Genomic DNA, 16,675 nt, shown 5'->3' with positions numbered 1-16,675 from the left:
ACCGCATTCATCGCTGAATTATCAGACGCCGTCAGAGTTTGCAGCACGGTGGCGGAATGGAAAATGTGAGGGTAAACAAACCGACGTTACTAACTGAAGGTTGTATCTAATACTGGGGGCAGGTCAGCGGATTTTAATTTATTTTACTTAATCAGAAATTGCGTACGCAAACGATCTTGTTTTCATGATATGGAAAAATAAAGTTATGTGTATGCCAGTTCTAACGGGCCTTGCTCTTATCAAGTCAATCAAAAAAAATCCATTTACGATTTATTTTAACTTTCTTTTGATAATGATAATTGACATTCAGGGCAGCTACAACCTCAGTACTTCTTGCTAAAATCCCCCTGCATTACCAGTTAAATTATACAGACATAAAAGGATGTTAAAATGCGTGAATTGAATATGTCAGAAGTGATTACCGTAAGTGGTGCCGACATCGGTTACTCGAAACTTCTTAGCTTGTGGAATGATGCGGGTCTGAACTCGCAGGGCTATTTTAACTATGACCGTGCCGCTAAAAGTATCAATGCATTGGGTTTTGCCAGCGCAACAGAGAATAAAGACTGGAATAACTCATCCATTGGTGAGGCTGGCTGGATACTTAATAGCGCGGGCGAAAAAGTAACATGGTTCAACAACGGCGTCTTTATGGCTTTCCAGATTGGCTGATTTGAGGCGGCTGACACGGTTTACTTAGCCAGACGTAACTGTGATCGATAAAAGGTTTCTGAAACTATCCTGATTCAGAAACCTTTTTTATCTTTAATACTCACCTGTGAGGGACTATCAGACCAGCTGGTTGTCATGTAAAACATGTCTCAGTTTACAGACCGGCCTCAGAGTTAAGGTATTACAAAGCCGTCATAACGATATTGTGCACAATAGCCGTACCTGCCTGAGCGAAAACCGGATAGAAAGTATCTGCCTCTCATTTCTTTAAGACGCTACGGTCCCCCATCTTTAAATTCCGAAAAGAAGATAACAGCAGAAATTTAGTTACATCATTCATTTTTTACTGTAAAGAACAACCACGGCCCTTCGGGCCGTCCGGGGCGGCTTGTCAATGAGCACTCGAATTTTCAGGACGGCTCGGTTAGATTTAGCCAAAAGCATGCACATTTCATAGGAGGATCTCCTGTCCAGCTACACGCACTTTAGTGTGTTGTAACTAATCTATATCTGTTCCAGGATTGATTCAGCACCATCTTTTTAAGTTGTGAATGGGGTCTGACGCTCAGTGGAACGAAAACTCACGTTCAGCATTGTTTTCCTCCTTCGACGCTTCTTTTAATGGTCGCAGATGCCCTTTCGTCACCAGTTCCGCCAGCGTGAAGGAATAATGTCCGAGCATATTGATATGTCCGTGGCAAAGCGGTGAGAGTCGTGCAATATCTTCATCATTCAGGTTTTCCCCCTGTGCCCGGAGATGATCCAGTGCTGCCTGCATATAAATAGTGTTCCATAACACGACGGCGTTAGTGACCAGCCCCAGTGCACCCAGTTGATCTTCCTGACCATCGGTATATCGCTTTCTTATCTCACCTTTCTGACCGTGACAGATTGCTCTGGCAACGGCATGGCGGCTTTCTCCCCGGTTAAGTTGGGTTAGGATGCGCCTGCGGTAATCTTCATCAATATAATTAAGCAGATATAGCGTTTTGTTAATGCGCCCCACTTCATTGATTGCCTGAGTCAGTCCGGAGGGGCGTTCACTTTTCAGTAATGAACGGACCAGCACCGAAGCCTGCACTTTGCCCAGCTTCAGAGAATCTGCGGCCCGGATCATTTCATCCCACTGAAGGACTATTTTTCGGGGATCTGACTGCCCTCTGGCAATATCATTCAGCACGCCATAATCGGCGTCATTGTCCATATGCCAGAAAACAGAAGCACCGGCATCAGCAAGACGCGGAGAAAACAAGTATCCCAGCAGCCAGAAAAGGCCAAAGACAAGATCGCTGGCCCCGGCGGTATCGGTCATAATTTCTGTGGGATTTAGCCCGGTTTCCTGTTCCAGAAGTCCTTCCATTACAAAAAATGAGTCCCTGAGAGTTCCCGGTATAACAATGCCATGAAAGCCGGAATACTGATAGGACATAAAATAAGACAGCTCAGCCAGGCTGATGGCGGCATTAAATTTTGGTTAAGTGTCTCATCTGGTTACTATAGATACTTAACCCACAGGGAAAAGAGGGATTTGATATGGAACAGCAATATACCAACGAACTGACTCCGGAATTAGCCGCCTCACTGGCACGTCCGCCCTTCCCGGCGGAGAAAAAGGCCGGGATGTCTGACGGTGCCCGTCAGACTGTCGAAGAGCAGGAGGCTTTCATGCTTGAACATCCGGTGGTGGCGATCTACCGGATCGCGGTTGACGGGGCGCTGACCCAGCGCGGCGGTGTTGTTCGGGCTGTGTGGAATGGCGCTGAAATCGAGCCTGATGGCGGACAGAAGGTTAATATTGCGCTGGTCGGGGATGAGGAGGTTTACCCTGACGGAACCACTGCCCGTATTGTTACCGGCAGCGGGTCGAAATTTCAGAAAAGTGGACAGAGTATAGCGCTGGTTGGCAGCAGACTGAGCAACGGTGATGTAATTATCAACACCCCACAGGCGGGATGTCCGCTGAATGAGCTGAAAGGTTTGCCGATGGATGCTGATTTTTTACCGGCAGAGGGTTAAGTTATGTCGGTCAACAGAGGCTGTACCGTTCACGGTAAAAACGTCGGATTACATGGAGATAAAACCTCATCAGGGGCACAGTGCATTGCCGCCCGCCCCGGTATGTCGGTTATGGGGCTCCTGAAGCTCTATATCGGTGACAAAACTACCCCCTGCCCGAAGTGCGGGGAAGTGGGAGTCATTGTAGACGGCGATCACCGGTGCTCAAACAGTGCCGCTGTTGCGGTGGACGGTGCGGAGATCCGTTGCGGGTGCCCGCAGGGGACCAATTTTCTGATTGCCCCGGGTACGATCCCACAGCTTTCAGAGGCAAAAACCAGGATGGCCCCGGTAGTCTCTCCGGAGCCGGAACAACATGCGCAGACGGCGAAGAAAAGAAACGGGAAATAACGCTGACGATAGGGGTGTTCTTCGACGGTACCGGCAACAATGCCGTTAACACGCAGAATATGCTGAAGGCATATACCGCCGGTCATTACAACCTGAATGACCCGGAAACCGAGTCCATTCTGGCAAAATGCGCCCGTGACGATTTTGGTGTATCGGGCAGTGGTGCAATCAGCTATACCGGGTACTACACCAATATCCACTGGCTGAGTACGCTCTACAGCCGTCGCTTTAATGAAGACAACCCCAATGTACAGCGGGCTGTCTATATTGACGGTATTGGTACTGACGCGGAAAAACCTGACAGCAAGCTGGGGCAGGGATTTGGTATCTCTGATACCGGTGTCGTTGCCAAAACGGATAAAGCGGTTTCCATGCTGGCTGACAGTATCCAGGCTGCGCTGGACGCGGTCAGTAATAAACAGACTGACGGCACGTTCATCATCAGGTCACTGCAGTTCGATATTTTTGGCTTCAGTCGGGGCGCTGCTGCAGCCCGGCATTTTGCCAACCGGATCCAGTCAGAAGACCCGGCCATTATCAGCGCCATCCGGCAGGGCGTGACGGGTACTGCATTTAATGGTTCCCCTTCCGGTAAAACCCGTTTCATCGGTATTTTCGATACCGTTGCTGCCATAGGTACGCCGGTTAACGGTCTGAATCCGCACAGTGCGGATACCGGGGACGTGAAGCTCACCCTGCGCCCCGGCGTGGCGGAAAAGGTCTTTCACATCACCGCCGCGAACGAGTGTCGCTTTAACTTTGCGCTGAACAGCGTGAAACCGGCCTGGCCTGAACTGGCGCTACCCGGCGCACATTCCGATGTCGGCGGCGGATACCTGCCGGTCACTAAAGAACATCTTTTTCTGACACGGCCTGCAACGGAGACGGTCCCTTACAGTCAGCCAGGTGAAAAGACGCAGACGTACCGGCAGGCCGTGGCGCAGCTGCAGACGCTGGATAAATCGCCCTGCCTGGCCCCCCTGTTACGGACAAACGACATTTCGGCAGAAACCTGGCATGACGACAGGCTTTCTCCGGACCGGTACGGCCAGATGCAGAAACGCAGCTTTGCGGCACTGACCCTGCGGGAGCGGACCGTCAGAAATGACTGGTCCCGCGTGGTGCTGAGGGTAATGCTTGAGGCTGCACAGGAGGCCGGAGTGGTGTTTGACCCCATTCAGAGTAAAGATAAGGAACTCTCTATTCCGGATGAGTTGGCACCTCTCTGGGATAAAGCGCTGGCGATGGGTAAGGCAGTCCGAAGCGGTCAGACGCCACCGGCGTTCAGTCAGGATGAGCTGGACGTGATTGCGGAGAAGTATATTCACTGTTCGGCCAACTGGAATGCCATCGTGGTCAATAGGGACGGCTTCATTCACGGGGGCGCATCGCCCTCAGAGCTGATTGGCTTTATAAACCGGCCGGATGAGCAGTGCAAACGCTCTGTCTACAGTATGGACGGGAAAAAGGTATGAAGCTGAAAGCCCTTTTTCCCCTGCTGATGCTGGTCATGGTCAGCGGCTGCCGGGCAGGCGAAGCGCAGACGCCGGAAGACACCGGAGAAATGCCTTACGGGAAGGTTGGTTTTGCATTTTTTACCCCTCAGGCATTACCGGCGGTGGTGACGAAAGCGCTGATTATCGACAACGAAAAGGTGGTCTCCACCTTCCGAACGCTGGATAGTACGCAGAGTGATCCCGATGTAGTAGGTACCTGGAACAGCAGAACGGATGACGGGGGGATCCAGTTCAACAAGGTCCGGCATCCACCGGCACAGATGCTGTTCTGCTGGGATTCAGTTATTGATAAAAAGACCTACGAGACGCGCATCACCTTCTCACCGGCCCTTCGGGAAAAAATGTCAGTACCAACCGGCAGGGACAGAAGAGGTAACACTGCCTGGTATAAAACATTGCTGTTTGGTCTGGCTCCTGAAGGCAAAGTGCGCATCTGGCTTCAGAACAGCGCGGGAGGCGACAACCTGCCGGTAGAACCGGTAAAAATCATCACGCTGTCCGGGGATAAACTGGATGCCTGTAAGTTCGTACCTTCGCGGATTGATTTCAACTACAGCATTCCCGATGGGTATGACCAGGACATAAAAGATTTTATCAAAGGGAAAGCCTATCCCTATGGTAGCTGGTAGTAGCGCCTGAAAAGGATTCCTTGTGGATCCTTTTTAACAATTACCTCACCAAAAGCCCTTAACGTGAGTTTTCGTTCCATTGAGCATCAGACCCCTGAATGCACTGCCTCATTCGAGGTTAAGCCTGGAAGTTTTAGTCATCGCTATCTTGCCGGACATGCTCCGAATAGTTATTGCTTAACCTGGAATACTCAACCGGCAACGCGCATATAAAAAATGGCAGTGGCCCGGCTTCAGGTCACTGCCATATCAGTGGTAAATACAGGTTACTTCAGAACGCGGACAGTTTTCACGTCAATTTCAACGCTGTTCCAGTCTTTATCAATCTCTCCTTCAATACGGACTTTATCCGCAGGTGAAAGGGTTTGCCCCATCCAGCGTTTGTCGTCAATATCGACATAAATGCTACCGGTGGTATCTTTGAACTCGTAAAGTTCATGTCCAACCTGTCTGATAATATTGCCTTCCAGAACAACCCAGGCATCATCCCGTAGTGTTTTAGCCTGAGCGACTGAAACAGCACCGGGTGTCGGACCTTTAAATCCGCCCTGCGAATAGCCCTGCCCTTCTGCCGAAACAAAACCTTCCTGCGCTGAAACACCAAAAGTCATACCTGTAAACAACGCCGCTAAAATAATCTTTTTCATATTTTTATCTCCGTTAAACTGTCAGATTAATTTACAGCGTGGATCTTAACGAAATCTTAAGAAAGATTATTAGCTGCACGTGTTTTCAAAATTCAATCAGCAAAATGCGATTGAAAACCCAACTCATAATAAAAATCAAAGTTAATAAGATGTTATTGTAACAAAGTAAAATACACACCAATACATATTTCGACGTCAAATTTTTAACGTCGACTATAAAATGACAACTTCTGCAATCAAATCTTTTGCCTTTTCGCAAAAATTATATAGTTTTCTACGGTGCCAAAAGCTATCATTCCCCTGCATAGATATATCCCAGTATTAATTTATTCTGTATCGCAGCTTTGCTCATGAACAACCTTGTATTATTTATAACCACTCGAATGAGTGGTTTTTTTTATGCCTTGTTTCAGATTGTCACGTGAATCGTTAACGGTGAATATTCATTTTATCTGCAATATTTTAAGCAGCAATATCGTTCTGGTAGAGTACAGGAGTGGCGATGTTTTATGGTGCTATCTGCCAGTGTATAAGCAGACCAAGAAAGGTAATTGATGTTCTACAAGCCTGTGCTGTTTTCTTAATCAGAAGGCGAATAATCTGCCTTACCTAAACTGACCACAAAGAGCGGTGGATGGCGAAATTCGAAGGCTTATGCTGGTAAGCCCTCGAATAAATAATGTTAATTCAGTCTATGAGCATCATCCTGTGCTTCTTGCAAGTCTAATTTTGCAGATTCAAGCTTCAGTTTCTTTTCTTCTATCTTATTGATTTTATTTTTTATTCTGTCGGTGCGACCTTCTGCTTTTGCTTCAGCCAAATCCTGCTCAGCTTCCTGAAGCTCAAGCTCTGCTTTTTTAACCTTGATTTCTCGTTTTCTGACGTCATGAGAGGCACGCGTTGCCTGACGCTCATCAGTACAATAAGTTTCAATTTTGTCACGAGCAATATTGAGTCGGGCAATTTCTGCGCTATTTCCATGAATTTTAGCCATTTCTCTTTTAGCTGAAATATCGGCCAGTTGATCTTTGCAGGAATCAGTTGCAGCGAACACGGTTAAAGGTGAAGCAACAAAAATCAAAGCGATAATTGTTTTTTTCATAGCTATATTAACTCCTTGTTAAATCACACTAATCATAATGATATTGCCGGCTCACTATAGCGAAAAGAAAAAGAGCCACAACGTAAAATTTGAAACATCAAATTATCCTGTCATTAAGGAGCTATTGTTAAATTCCTGCCTTGCACTTAACAACACCTTTCATGCATATCACTTCTGAAAAAAGAAAAGTGCAATGAGGTTATTTAAATACCTTAGCTTTCAAACAATGCGTAATTCTTAACCCTCTTCTGAACAACCTGTGAAATGATCCAGATCATTTTTTTATGCATTCGTAGCCGTACTCCCAGATTGTTATCATGTCGTTTAACAAACACAGCTAATAATGCCGCATCTTCTTAAAGAACAACGAGTGGAAAGTAAAATGACATCTTTCAATCATGGCAGAAAATTCGCCTTCGCTTTCGTGATGATGGTTTCAGTTATGTCCATTTCCGCCTGCTCAGGCAATTATGTCATCTCCACCAATGACGGCCACATGATAACCACGCAGGGTAAACCCGTCAGAGATAAAGAAACGGGCATGCTCTCCTATAAAGATGCGGACGGAAACATGCATCAGTTGCAACAGCATGATGTTAAAGAAATGATCCAAAAGTAGATCGTTTTAAACCACGATATTGATTAATTCCCTGAAAACTCCTGATGTGGAAGAAATGAGCAATGAAAATCTCCTTAATTAGCCTTGGCTTACTGCTGTGTGTCTCTTCATCTGCAATGGCCATTGGCCTGAATGCTGAACAAGGTAAAAACACCTCTGCGCTGGATGCTGAAATTGGCCGTTCTTCCGGCGGACTCTATCTGGACAGCCAGTGGATCAAAAATACGGCAGATGGTGTGCAGATTGGTCAGGCAGGTACCGGCTATAACCTCGAAATTGGTCCGGTGATGCTGACGGCTGGCGCTAAAGCTACGTATATCGGTGGCAAAAAAGGGGATAACGGCGTCGCATTTCCTGTCGGCGGCGGTGTGAAAATCAATCTGCCTGCCGATTTTGCGATTTATGGTGAGGGGTATTCCGCGCCGGAACAGCTGACTAACAGCGTTAAGAATTTTGTGGAAGCAAACGCCGGCGTCAGCTGGTCACCTCTAGGCCCACTGGTCTTAAAAGTGGGCTATCGCTATGCAGGTGTCGATGGCAAAGATGGGCGTCCAGGTCATACGCTGATAGACGGACCCTACATTGGTGGCGGTCTGACATTTTAATGTTGGCTGAAAGTTTATTTTTGCAGGAGAGGAAGCCCATTCAGTTGACCAGACTGGCTTCCTTACTGAATAACTCGCCTCAAGGCTGGCGGGGGTCGCTGAGGAACAGATGATGAAACCGATAATGCTGATGTTGTTCACTCTTTGTCTGACCGGATGCGTGCAATATAAATGGGTCAAACCCGATGCATCTGAGCAGCAGGAAACCATAGCAGAAACAGCCTGTCAGGCTCAGGCGCTGCGGGATTTACCTCCTGATAATATCGTCAGTGGTAAATACACCTCGAAAGACAGTAAATATAAAACGACTGATACCGACTACTCCACCAGTGACGCCAATGAAAGTCAGCGCGAGATACTGGTAAAAGATTGCATGTTTAAAAAAGGCTGGCAACAGATTGAGGTTCAGCAATAGCAATCTGTGAGGCCAGGTCAATACCTGGCCTGTTCCTGTAAGTTTCACTGGTTCCGCTCAGCGTTCTGCGCATCATCTTTATGCTGCGCAGAACGCTGACGCCGGCAACGCTCTGAGCAATACAAAACCTCATTCCAGCACTTCTCCCATTTTTTACGCCATGACATTGGTTTGTTACAGGTTTTACAGTAACGAACCGGTAATGATTTTTTATTGCCTTTAAACACTTCAGACCTCTGCAGAAGTAATCATCGCGCTGACGTTAACGCATCAGTTGTTCAGTGTAGCTTAGCCTGAGGTTATTCCTCCCCATGCTTGCATTAGCGACGTGTACATTGTGTTCAGGTGACGCTGATGCATGATTATGCTCACCCAATCCTGCACTGATTTATAGTGCGCATCTATCCCTCGCAACTATTCAAACTTGTTCCTCTCTTCTGTAACCTGAGAAAGAACACGGCATAAGTGAGAAACCACAGAGTTAATTGCACCATGAAACAGTCCAGCGCCGTTCACAACTGGACTCACCAGGCCGGTAACTCATTACTCTACTGCTGAACGTTATGCCGTGGACTGAAGGCCAGAAGAAGTTGTGAAATCACTTATCAAACCTGGTCGAAGTTATGCAACTAAGTGCTGGGTTTAATGCGCCTTAAGCAATAATCCTGGATAAAAATGGCACCAGGCTTGTAGCCACACCATGTCATGGGCTTATTAGTTGGAAGCTCTGATTGAACTAAGGGTAATTATTACCGTAAATAATCAGTTTAATGGCAGCAGCCAGGCGATGATTTTGCTTAACCCCTATCCAGTTGTCTGAGTACACTGCACAATGTACCCATATTTAAACCAACCGGCAGACAATTTTGCAGCGCTGTTATGCGCTATGTTATGTTCATGAAAATAGAAGATTTTGTGGATAAATTAAATTGTTTTCATGAACTTATGACTAAGATGCTGCTTCAACCTTACTCAGAATAAATTAGCTAAATAATTCATATCGGGATCTTTACTGAGAAATTACACTCAATATCATTGCACTGTGCGCTAACTGCATGTGAGCTTTGCAGTTAACGTAATCCTCTTTCTCAGGAGGAGCATGCGAATAGCGAAGCGACTCCGCTAACAATGCAGAAAAATCAGCACGATTAATCCATAGCCCACTAAATTATCGTGCTTCTCAGGTGATACAGGTTTTAGCCACTTTGATTGAAGTGAGTAAGAAAATAGCATAAATTTACTTTTGTTTAACGAGCATGCGTTAAATAGAGTTTCAACTCTCTCAGAAACAGATTAATATGTTAAGGTTGAACTATTGGTTCTGTATTATGATTCTTCGAAGGCAAGCATTTTAAAAAAGCAGGTCTGACGAAAAGCATCAGCGTGAACCCGCTCTGTATTTTTATTATCTGAACATGACTATGGTGACTTTGATGAGTGACACTCTCAACAGCTTGAATAATATCCGTACCCTCCGCGCAAATGCTCGCGAGCTTGACCTTGCTGCCCTGGAAGAAATGCTGGAAAAACTGTCTGTTGTGGTTAGTGAGCGACGTGAAGAAGCTCAGGCTTCTGAAGCGGCTAATCGTGAAAAAGCTGAAAAACTGGCAAAATATCGCGAATTACTGTTGCAGGAAGGTATCGATCCTAACGAACTGTTAAATGGTATGCCAACTGCGCCCGCTGAGAAGAAAAAACGTGCGCCTCGTCCGGCTAAATATCAGTATACCGACGAGAATGGTGACGTTAAGCAGTGGACAGGTCAGGGCCGTACCCCATCGGCTATTAAATCAGCCATCGATGCAGGTAAATCGCTGGACGATTTTCTGATCTAATTCAGAATGCCTGGATGATAACCGCCTGGCGTTGCTCAGGCGGTTTTTTATCAGCAACAGACAGAAACATATCAATCACCGACTCATACTTCTCCTGCCTGTTTACGCGCTGCTTACCCTGCTTCATGCTCAATCATGCACAGACGCTATCCTGGGTGAAATAACCGAAATGCTCTGCGCAATCGCGTTGCAGATAAAAGCTTTCATTTACTTAGCTGAGCCGTTTTATCTATTCAAAACAGACCCGGACTTACGGGACGTGATGATTTCCAACCCGACCTGCTGGCCAAATGAAAGTTCAGGCGTATTACCATCAGAGTCGGCCAAAAATGCCCAGTAGCCTACTGGTGCACCAGATTGCTGCGCATCGCGTCGCAATACACCTTCACGCCATGCAATCGCCACTTTTGCCTCTCTCCGCGACTGCCGCAGGCTACGCCAATATGACCAAAAGGCCCCAGTGGCGTATCGTTACTGTTATCAAATTGCACCAGCACCAGAGCAACAGGTCGGGTCAGGTCTGACAGCCATGCAACTTTCTGCGCTTTTGCAATGGCCGGTTCTCGCTGATCTATTACCTGCATACCGGCATAACGACGATAAAACTACGCTTTTTCTAAATCACGTACCTGTAAAGCAGGATGAGTGAAACCGGTATCGTTTGACATGCTCGCTCCCTGGTGAGGTTGAGCGATCACCGTGCTACGGGTGCAGTTCAGAATTTGCTCACGCGTGCTTAGCCGGACGCTCTTCACACATTACCTGGTTGCGCCCTGCCCGTTTCGCACGATACAAGGCCTCATCCGCGCGCGCTATCAGCGCCTGTTTTCCCTGCTGTGAATCAGTAGCAAGATACATGGCACAGCCTGCACTCAGGGTTACGTGCCCTTGCGGCAGCTCCGTAGTCATATGCGGAATAGCGAGCCGATTAACGGCTGCGATGATGGACTCCGCCAGTTCCAGCGCAGCGGACAGCGGTTGTTCAGACAGAATGATGGCAAATTCTTCACCGCCATAGCGCGCGGTGAGTTCGTTTTTTCGCCGGGCGGCGTGCTTCAGAACGGCGGCCACTTTTTTCAGACAGTCATCACCGGCTACATGGCCGTAAGTGTCGTTGTAACGTTTAAAATAGTCGATATCAAACAGAATCAGTGACACGGGCAGACCACTGAGCTCCGCATTCAGCAGGCTTTCTGTCAGCATGTGGTCGAAATGGCGACGGTTAGCAACCCCTGTCAGCCCGTCACTCTGTGCCTGATTTTCCAGAGAGCGATTCGCTGCAGTCAGCTCATCGCGTAGTCGTGTCAGTTCACGCTGATAACGCAGCGTATCGCGCGCCTGACGCAGCACAAACGCACCCAGTAAAAGAATAACCAGTAGCAGAGCCAGACTCAGAATCAGATCCTGTACCCGGCTCTTAAGCCAGTGGTTAAATAGGGCATGCTTGTCGTAGCCCGCGGCTACCACCAGCGGATATCGCTGTGAGCGGACAAAGCCGAAGATGCGTCTTTTACCATCAAGTGCAGCCGTCCACTGACCGCTGCCTCTATCCGAATTGGCCAGGATCTTCAGGAACAGCGGACTCACTGAAAGATTTTTGCCGATGTAGCTATCGGGCATCGGTCGGGCGTAAAGCACCGTACTGTCTGCCAGCATCAGCACCAGCACATCGCCATCACTGAGTTCGTAGTAGCTGTAGAAACGGCGAAAGTAGTCCACTTTAATGGTGGCGAGCAATACACCCTTAAAACCCTTGTAAGCATCGTTGACGCGCAGGGTAACCGGAATCACCAGTTCGTGCGTGGTGCGGCTGCGAATGACCGGGCCGATATGCAGGTTATTGCGCGGACTGGCGCGATGATAATCAAAATACTCACGATCGGAATTATCAACGTCCGACGGTATCCGGCTCATCGAGGTCGCTATCCACCGGCCCCGCTCATCATAGTAGAACAGACCGTGAAGTTGCGGCAGACGGCTCTGCAACAGATGCATCGTCTGACTCAGCGCCTTACCCTCTGCGCCGGTAGTGGCGAGCTGCCTTTCAAGCTCACGTTGTACTTCGCGCAATGAAAGTTCGGTTTGCAGAAACGTATCGTCAGCCTGCCGCGCCTGCGACAGTGAGAGATTCACAGCCGTATCTTCAGCTTTAAGGACGGTTTCATTCCAGTCTTCCCGCAGCGTCCACACATTTAATCCAATGACCGCCACGGTGAGCAGTGCGCCTGAGAGCATAATGCTTCTCAGCAACGGCGAAATTGCTGGCGCAGGATCATCATTTTTACGGCGAAACTTCATGCCTGTCCTTAATAAACCCGGTTGACTGATTTAAGCACAGTTAATCAAAAGCAAAAATGTAAATCCCGCAATCCTGCTTCGATAATGACACTCAGCATTAAACCAGCACAATTCGCTTAAATCCTCTCCTTGACTGGCTCAATCAGTGTTCATAGCGGAGCACTACTAGCGAATAACACCACATTTAAGCTTCATTTCTCAGGCACGTAAATGTTACCCTTGCCGGCTGAATAATTTGCACTTTATTGATTAACTTGAATATTTGAGGAATTTTATGACTAAGAACCTGAGCAGCCTGAATAATATCCGCACACTTCGTGCAGAGGCGCGCAATATGGCTCTGGATATGCTCGAAGAGTTGCGCCAGAAATTAGAGACCGTGGTAAATGAGCGTCGTGATGAGGAAAACGCGCGGGCAGCAGAAGCCCGTGAAAAAGCGGAGAAACTGGCGTTTTACAAAGAGCTGTTGCTGGAAGAAGGCATTAACCCAGCGGAGCTGGTAAACAGCACATCTCCTTCCGCAACCGGTACAAAGAAACGCGCGAAACGTCCGGCCAAATACCGTTACACCGATGAAAATGGCCAGGTCCGTTACTGGACCGGTCAGGGGCGAACGCCCTCTGTCATTAAATCGGCGATTGAAAATGGCCAGTCGCTGGATGATTTCCTGCTTTAATCGCAACGTTCCTGTCGGAATAGTGATCGCTACTGTGTGGCACTGTTCCGGCATTGCAATTCCGGAATGCCGATAGCCATCCCGACTTGATCATACGTTATCTTTTGCCACTTTCTCTTCGTTCACCATCTTCTGTGGACCACGAAATGTCCGGCGCCACTCGCTGGGAGAGACGCCAAACCGGGATTTGAAACGCTGCCGGAACGAGACAGGTGAATCAAAGCCTGCCTTTGCTGCTACACATTCAATGCTGATGCCGGTGGTTTCCAGTAACTGCTGGCTACGTTGCAGACGCTCGGCCGTAAGCCACTCGCCCAGTGACATCCCCGTCGCCTTATGAAAATGCCGCGTCAGCGTTCGCCGGCTCATGCTGAGTGTGCGCGCAAGTGAGTCCAGATCCTGCGGCTGATGCAGATTCTCTCGCAGGGATGACAGCAGTGCATTGATCTTACCGTCTCGCGTGGATTCCGGAACCGGCCGCTCAATAAACTGCGCCTGTCCGCCCTCTCGGTAAGGCGGCACCACCATACGTCTGGCCACCCGATTCGCCACGGCGCTGCCATAGTGCCGACGGATGATGTCCAGACAGCAGTCGATACCCGCTGCGGTGCCGGCAGAGGTGATAAGACGATCGTCCCCGGTATAAAGGGCGTTGCTGTCGAGCAGAACCTGCGGAAAGCGTTCGCTGAAGTCACGCTCAAATTCCCAGTGGGTAGCAGCACGATGCTGATCAAGCAGGCCTGCATAAGCCAGTACGTAAGTCCCCAGACAAAGTCCGACGATCTCCGCGCCACGCTACCAGGCCGCCACCAGCTTATCAAGCAGCGCCTGTGACGGTTTTTCTTCCGGATTGTGCCAGTATGGCACGATAACGATATCTGCCCGATCAAGCAGGGTCAGCCCATGCGTCACCATGATTGACAGTCCCATCTCTGAGATCACCGGGCCTGATTTTTCTGCGCAGATATCAATATGAAACAGATCCTGCTGCGGCAGAGCAGAGCCGAACAGAATGCAGGGAACTGAAAAATGAAATGGACTAAAACCGGCCGTTGCCAGCACAGCAACGCTCAGAGCAGCCATCTTTCCCCCCTTATTGTATGAAAATGTATGATTAAGAATGAAACGCGCAATTGGCCGGTTTAATGCCACGACGCTCAGAACGTCATCGTTTCACCCTCTTCCGGGATCACCACCTGGTCAGCAATATCCTGTTCCTGGGTGTAAGCACGCAGTTCAGCGCGTGTCAGAAGACAATGGTTGATCGCCTCCATGTGCGAAGTCACCAGCGTCGCTTCAGGCAGAATATTGAGCGTACGCAGCGTATCCTCTTTTCCCATGATAATCGGGCCATAGAGATCGTTTGTCGCATTACCGGCATTGATTACCACGACCTGCGGCTGAAAACGTTGCAGTGTTCTGACATAAGGCTTAACCCAGACGGTATCCCCGGCAATGTAGAGCGTTTTTTCTGACGGATGGGTAAATACCAGACCACAGGCATCACCCAGAATATCGCCCATTGTTTTGTCGGCATACAACGCATTGCTGCCATGCTGGCCCTCTGTTTTGTGAATTGTCAGGCCGTCGACAAACGAATTTTCATCCCGCAGCACCCTAACGTGTGCAAAACCCTGCGAACGAATCAGCGCTGCATCACGTTCATTCTGGCTATAGATCACCATCGTCTTCGGTATCAGCTGCTGCGCGGCCTCGTCCCAATGGTCCATATGTGTATGGGTGACAATCACTGCATCTACCGCCAGCAGCGCCTCAACCGGGAGAGGCAGTTCAACCATAGGATTTCGCAGATGGGGACGGGCATTACCGGCAAAGCCTGGCCACGCTTCTTTATCAGCCAGCATCGGATCGATCAGGAATTTATTGCCTGCATACTCCAGCAGCAGTGTGGCATTACGAATCTGGGTCAGCTTCATTTTGTGCTCCGCAAACGATCTTTTTTGATATCAGCCAGGCTTACAGGCTGCGATAAGTTCACTTTACCGCACGCTCTGACCTGCACGTGACAGGCTCACAGGACAGTCTTCGATGGATTCGGGCCAGTTTTTGAAGGTAGCGCTGACTGGGGACGGAGCCTGATGGAAGAAAGGGCATGACCTGAGTGTGAAACGAATTATCAGGATCAGAGCTGACAACATGAGGACAAAAAAATGCCGCAGCAGGCTGCGGCATATTCATTTCAGATTCGCATCAGAAATCGGCTTTCAGAACCACACGGTAATTGGCTTTACCGGCGCGGACGTGATCCAGCGCTTTATTGATGTCTGACATCGGGAAGAACTCAACCTGTGGCGCAATATCCGCACGCGAAGCGAGTCGCAGCAGTGATCGCAGCTGGCCTGGTGAGCCGGTTGATGAACCGGTTACCGCTTTGTCGCCCAAGATCAGATCAAAAGCACTGACTTCAATCGGCTTCATCACGGCACCCACGGTGTGGAATTTACCCTGAGGTGCCAGCGCAGCGAAATAAGGTTTCCAGTCCAGGTCGACTGCTACGGTGCTCAGGATCAGATCAAAACGACCCGCCTGCTTTTTCAGGGCTTCAGGATCACGGCTGTTAACCACTTCATCCGCACCCATATCCAGAATCGACTGCTTCTTATCCGGCGTTGAGCTGAATGCCACGACTTCGGCACCCATCGCGTGCAGGAGTTTGATAGCAATATGGCCCAGACCGCCGATACCGATCACGCCAACACGGCTGGTGGCAGTGATGTTGCTCATCAGCAGGGGTTTAAATACGGTAATACCGCCGCACAGCAGCGGACCGGCGCTGGCCGCATCCAGTTTTTCCGGCAGCGGGATAACCCATTGCCAGTCGGCGCGCAGCTTCTCGGCAAACCCTCCCTTATTCATGATGGTCGGGATGCTGCCCTGTTGACAGTTAACCTGCTCGCCGTTGATACAGGCATCGCAGTGCTGACAGCTTTTGGCTGTCCAGCCAATTCCTACACGCTGGCCGATTGAGAGACCTTTGCTTTTAGCCGCTTCGCCCAGGGCTGAAACCCGGCCAATCACTTCATGTCCTGCAATCACCGGGAACTGAGAGATGCCCCACTCGTTATCGATCATCGACAGATCTGAGTGGCAGACGCCACAATATTCGACCTGGACTTCGACTTCTTCGGCTGCCAGTTCGGCGGCATCGTACTCATAGAGTTCAAGGGCCTGGCCAGCCTGCATGGCTGCATAACTTTTGATTTTCATTAGTACCTCTGCGTGGTTAATCACCG

Annotated in this window: 16 protein-coding genes and 3 pseudogenes; 10 read left to right on the top strand and 9 right to left on the bottom strand. The window is 49.0% G+C overall.

Features of this window, described 5'->3' with window-relative positions; genetic code table 11:
- Positions 1–390: 390 nt before the first annotated feature.
- Positions 391–672: a hypothetical protein gene (locus tag F3I20_RS21030; RefSeq protein ID WP_150015197.1), complete on the top strand. Its 282-nt coding sequence runs from the start codon at positions 391–393 to the stop codon at positions 670–672.
- Positions 673–1,237: 565 nt separating this feature from the next.
- Here F3I20_RS21030 and F3I20_RS21025 read toward each other — a convergent pair.
- Positions 1,238–2,104, bottom strand: a pseudogene (locus tag F3I20_RS21025) (Tn3 family transposase); the annotation flags it as partial.
- 101 nt (positions 2,105–2,205) lie between these two features.
- Between F3I20_RS21025 and F3I20_RS21020 the strand changes: the two are divergent.
- The 4 genes from F3I20_RS21020 to F3I20_RS21005 are packed head-to-tail and all read left to right on the top strand — an operon-like array spanning position 2,206 to position 5,224.
- Positions 2,206–2,688: a PAAR domain-containing protein gene (locus F3I20_RS21020; protein WP_150038572.1), complete on the top strand. Its 483-nt coding sequence runs from the start codon at positions 2,206–2,208 to the stop codon at positions 2,686–2,688.
- A gap of 3 nt (positions 2,689–2,691) precedes the next feature.
- Positions 2,692–3,078, top strand: a complete 387-nt coding sequence (locus F3I20_RS21015; RefSeq protein WP_150038574.1) for a PAAR domain-containing protein — start codon at positions 2,692–2,694, stop codon at positions 3,076–3,078.
- Positions 3,079–3,092: 14 nt separating this feature from the next.
- Positions 3,093–4,553 (top strand): T6SS phospholipase effector Tle1-like catalytic domain-containing protein, encoded by a 1,461-nt coding sequence (locus F3I20_RS21010; RefSeq protein WP_223813126.1) that lies wholly within the window; start codon positions 3,093–3,095, stop codon positions 4,551–4,553.
- On the top strand, positions 4,550–5,224 hold the full coding sequence (locus tag F3I20_RS21005; RefSeq protein WP_150038576.1) for a DUF2931 family protein: 675 nt from the start codon (positions 4,550–4,552) through the stop codon (positions 5,222–5,224). The genes F3I20_RS21010 and F3I20_RS21005 overlap by 4 nt, the downstream gene beginning before the upstream one ends.
- A gap of 266 nt (positions 5,225–5,490) precedes the next feature.
- Here F3I20_RS21005 and F3I20_RS21000 read toward each other — a convergent pair whose 3' ends face one another.
- Together F3I20_RS21000 and F3I20_RS20995 are read right to left on the bottom strand one after the other, a co-directional pair.
- The gene (locus tag F3I20_RS21000; protein WP_150038578.1) at positions 5,491–5,871 is read right to left on the bottom strand and encodes a YgiW/YdeI family stress tolerance OB fold protein; all 381 of its coding nucleotides are present in this window, start codon (positions 5,869–5,871) and stop codon (positions 5,491–5,493) included.
- 682 nt (positions 5,872–6,553) lie between these two features.
- Positions 6,554–6,973, bottom strand: coding sequence for a DUF1090 family protein (locus F3I20_RS20995; RefSeq protein WP_150038580.1), 420 nt, complete (start codon positions 6,971–6,973; stop codon positions 6,554–6,556).
- Between the two features lie 382 nt (positions 6,974–7,355).
- On the opposite strand from F3I20_RS20995, the gene F3I20_RS20990 reads away from it, so the two are divergent.
- The 3 genes from F3I20_RS20990 to F3I20_RS20980 all read left to right on the top strand — a co-directional run bounded on the left by F3I20_RS20990 (position 7,356) and on the right by F3I20_RS20980 (position 8,612).
- Positions 7,356–7,592 carry a YgdI/YgdR family lipoprotein gene (locus F3I20_RS20990; RefSeq protein WP_150015200.1) on the top strand — a complete coding sequence of 79 codons (237 nt, stop codon included), beginning with the start codon at positions 7,356–7,358 and terminating at the stop codon, positions 7,590–7,592.
- 62 nt (positions 7,593–7,654) lie between these two features.
- A complete protein-coding gene (locus F3I20_RS20985; protein WP_150015201.1) occupies positions 7,655–8,197 on the top strand; it encodes a YfaZ family outer membrane protein in 543 nt (180 codons plus the stop codon).
- A 109-nt stretch (positions 8,198–8,306) separates the two neighbouring features.
- Positions 8,307–8,612 (top strand): hypothetical protein, encoded by a 306-nt coding sequence (locus F3I20_RS20980; RefSeq protein ID WP_370452858.1) that lies wholly within the window; start codon positions 8,307–8,309, stop codon positions 8,610–8,612.
- Positions 8,613–8,656: 44 nt separating this feature from the next.
- Here the strand turns inward: F3I20_RS20980 and F3I20_RS20975 are convergent, their stop codons facing one another.
- Positions 8,657–8,839, bottom strand: coding sequence for a DUF2256 domain-containing protein (locus tag F3I20_RS20975; RefSeq protein ID WP_150015202.1), 183 nt, complete (start codon positions 8,837–8,839; stop codon positions 8,657–8,659).
- 1,206 nt (positions 8,840–10,045) lie between these two features.
- On the opposite strand from F3I20_RS20975, the gene F3I20_RS20970 reads away from it, so the two are divergent.
- Entirely contained in the window at positions 10,046–10,447 is a 402-nt protein-coding gene (locus tag F3I20_RS20970; RefSeq protein ID WP_098049800.1) for an H-NS family histone-like protein, read from the top strand.
- Between the two features lie 225 nt (positions 10,448–10,672).
- Here F3I20_RS20970 and F3I20_RS20965 read toward each other — a convergent pair.
- A pseudogene (locus F3I20_RS20965) lies at positions 10,673–11,115 on the bottom strand (VOC family protein).
- Between the two features lie 58 nt (positions 11,116–11,173).
- Positions 11,174–12,745, bottom strand: a complete 1,572-nt coding sequence (locus F3I20_RS20960) for a sensor domain-containing diguanylate cyclase (RefSeq protein ID WP_150015203.1) — start codon at positions 12,743–12,745, stop codon at positions 11,174–11,176.
- A 274-nt stretch (positions 12,746–13,019) separates the two neighbouring features.
- Here F3I20_RS20960 and F3I20_RS20955 point away from each other — a divergent pair, with 274 nt between their 5' ends.
- A complete protein-coding gene (locus F3I20_RS20955) occupies positions 13,020–13,421 on the top strand; it encodes an H-NS family histone-like protein (RefSeq protein WP_150015204.1) in 402 nt (133 codons plus the stop codon).
- 90 nt (positions 13,422–13,511) lie between these two features.
- Here the strand turns inward: F3I20_RS20955 and F3I20_RS20950 are convergent.
- From F3I20_RS20950 to ahr, 3 genes and pseudogenes are all read right to left on the bottom strand, one after another.
- A pseudogene (locus F3I20_RS20950) lies at positions 13,512–14,504 on the bottom strand (GlxA family transcriptional regulator).
- Between the two features lie 74 nt (positions 14,505–14,578).
- Positions 14,579–15,358 carry an MBL fold metallo-hydrolase gene (locus F3I20_RS20945; protein WP_150015205.1) on the bottom strand — a complete coding sequence of 260 codons (780 nt, stop codon included), beginning with the start codon at positions 15,356–15,358 and terminating at the stop codon, positions 14,579–14,581.
- A 274-nt stretch (positions 15,359–15,632) separates the two neighbouring features.
- Positions 15,633–16,649, bottom strand: coding sequence for an NADPH-dependent aldehyde reductase Ahr (gene ahr / locus F3I20_RS20940; RefSeq protein WP_107320469.1), 1,017 nt, complete (start codon positions 16,647–16,649; stop codon positions 15,633–15,635).
- Between the last annotated feature and the right edge of the window lie 26 nt (positions 16,650–16,675).

This window comes from Candidatus Pantoea gossypiicola, assembly GCF_008632075.1.
In the GTDB taxonomy this organism is placed as follows: domain Bacteria; phylum Pseudomonadota; class Gammaproteobacteria; order Enterobacterales; family Enterobacteriaceae; genus Pantoea; species Pantoea gossypiicola.
This window is presented reverse-complemented; position numbering and strand designations above follow the sequence as displayed.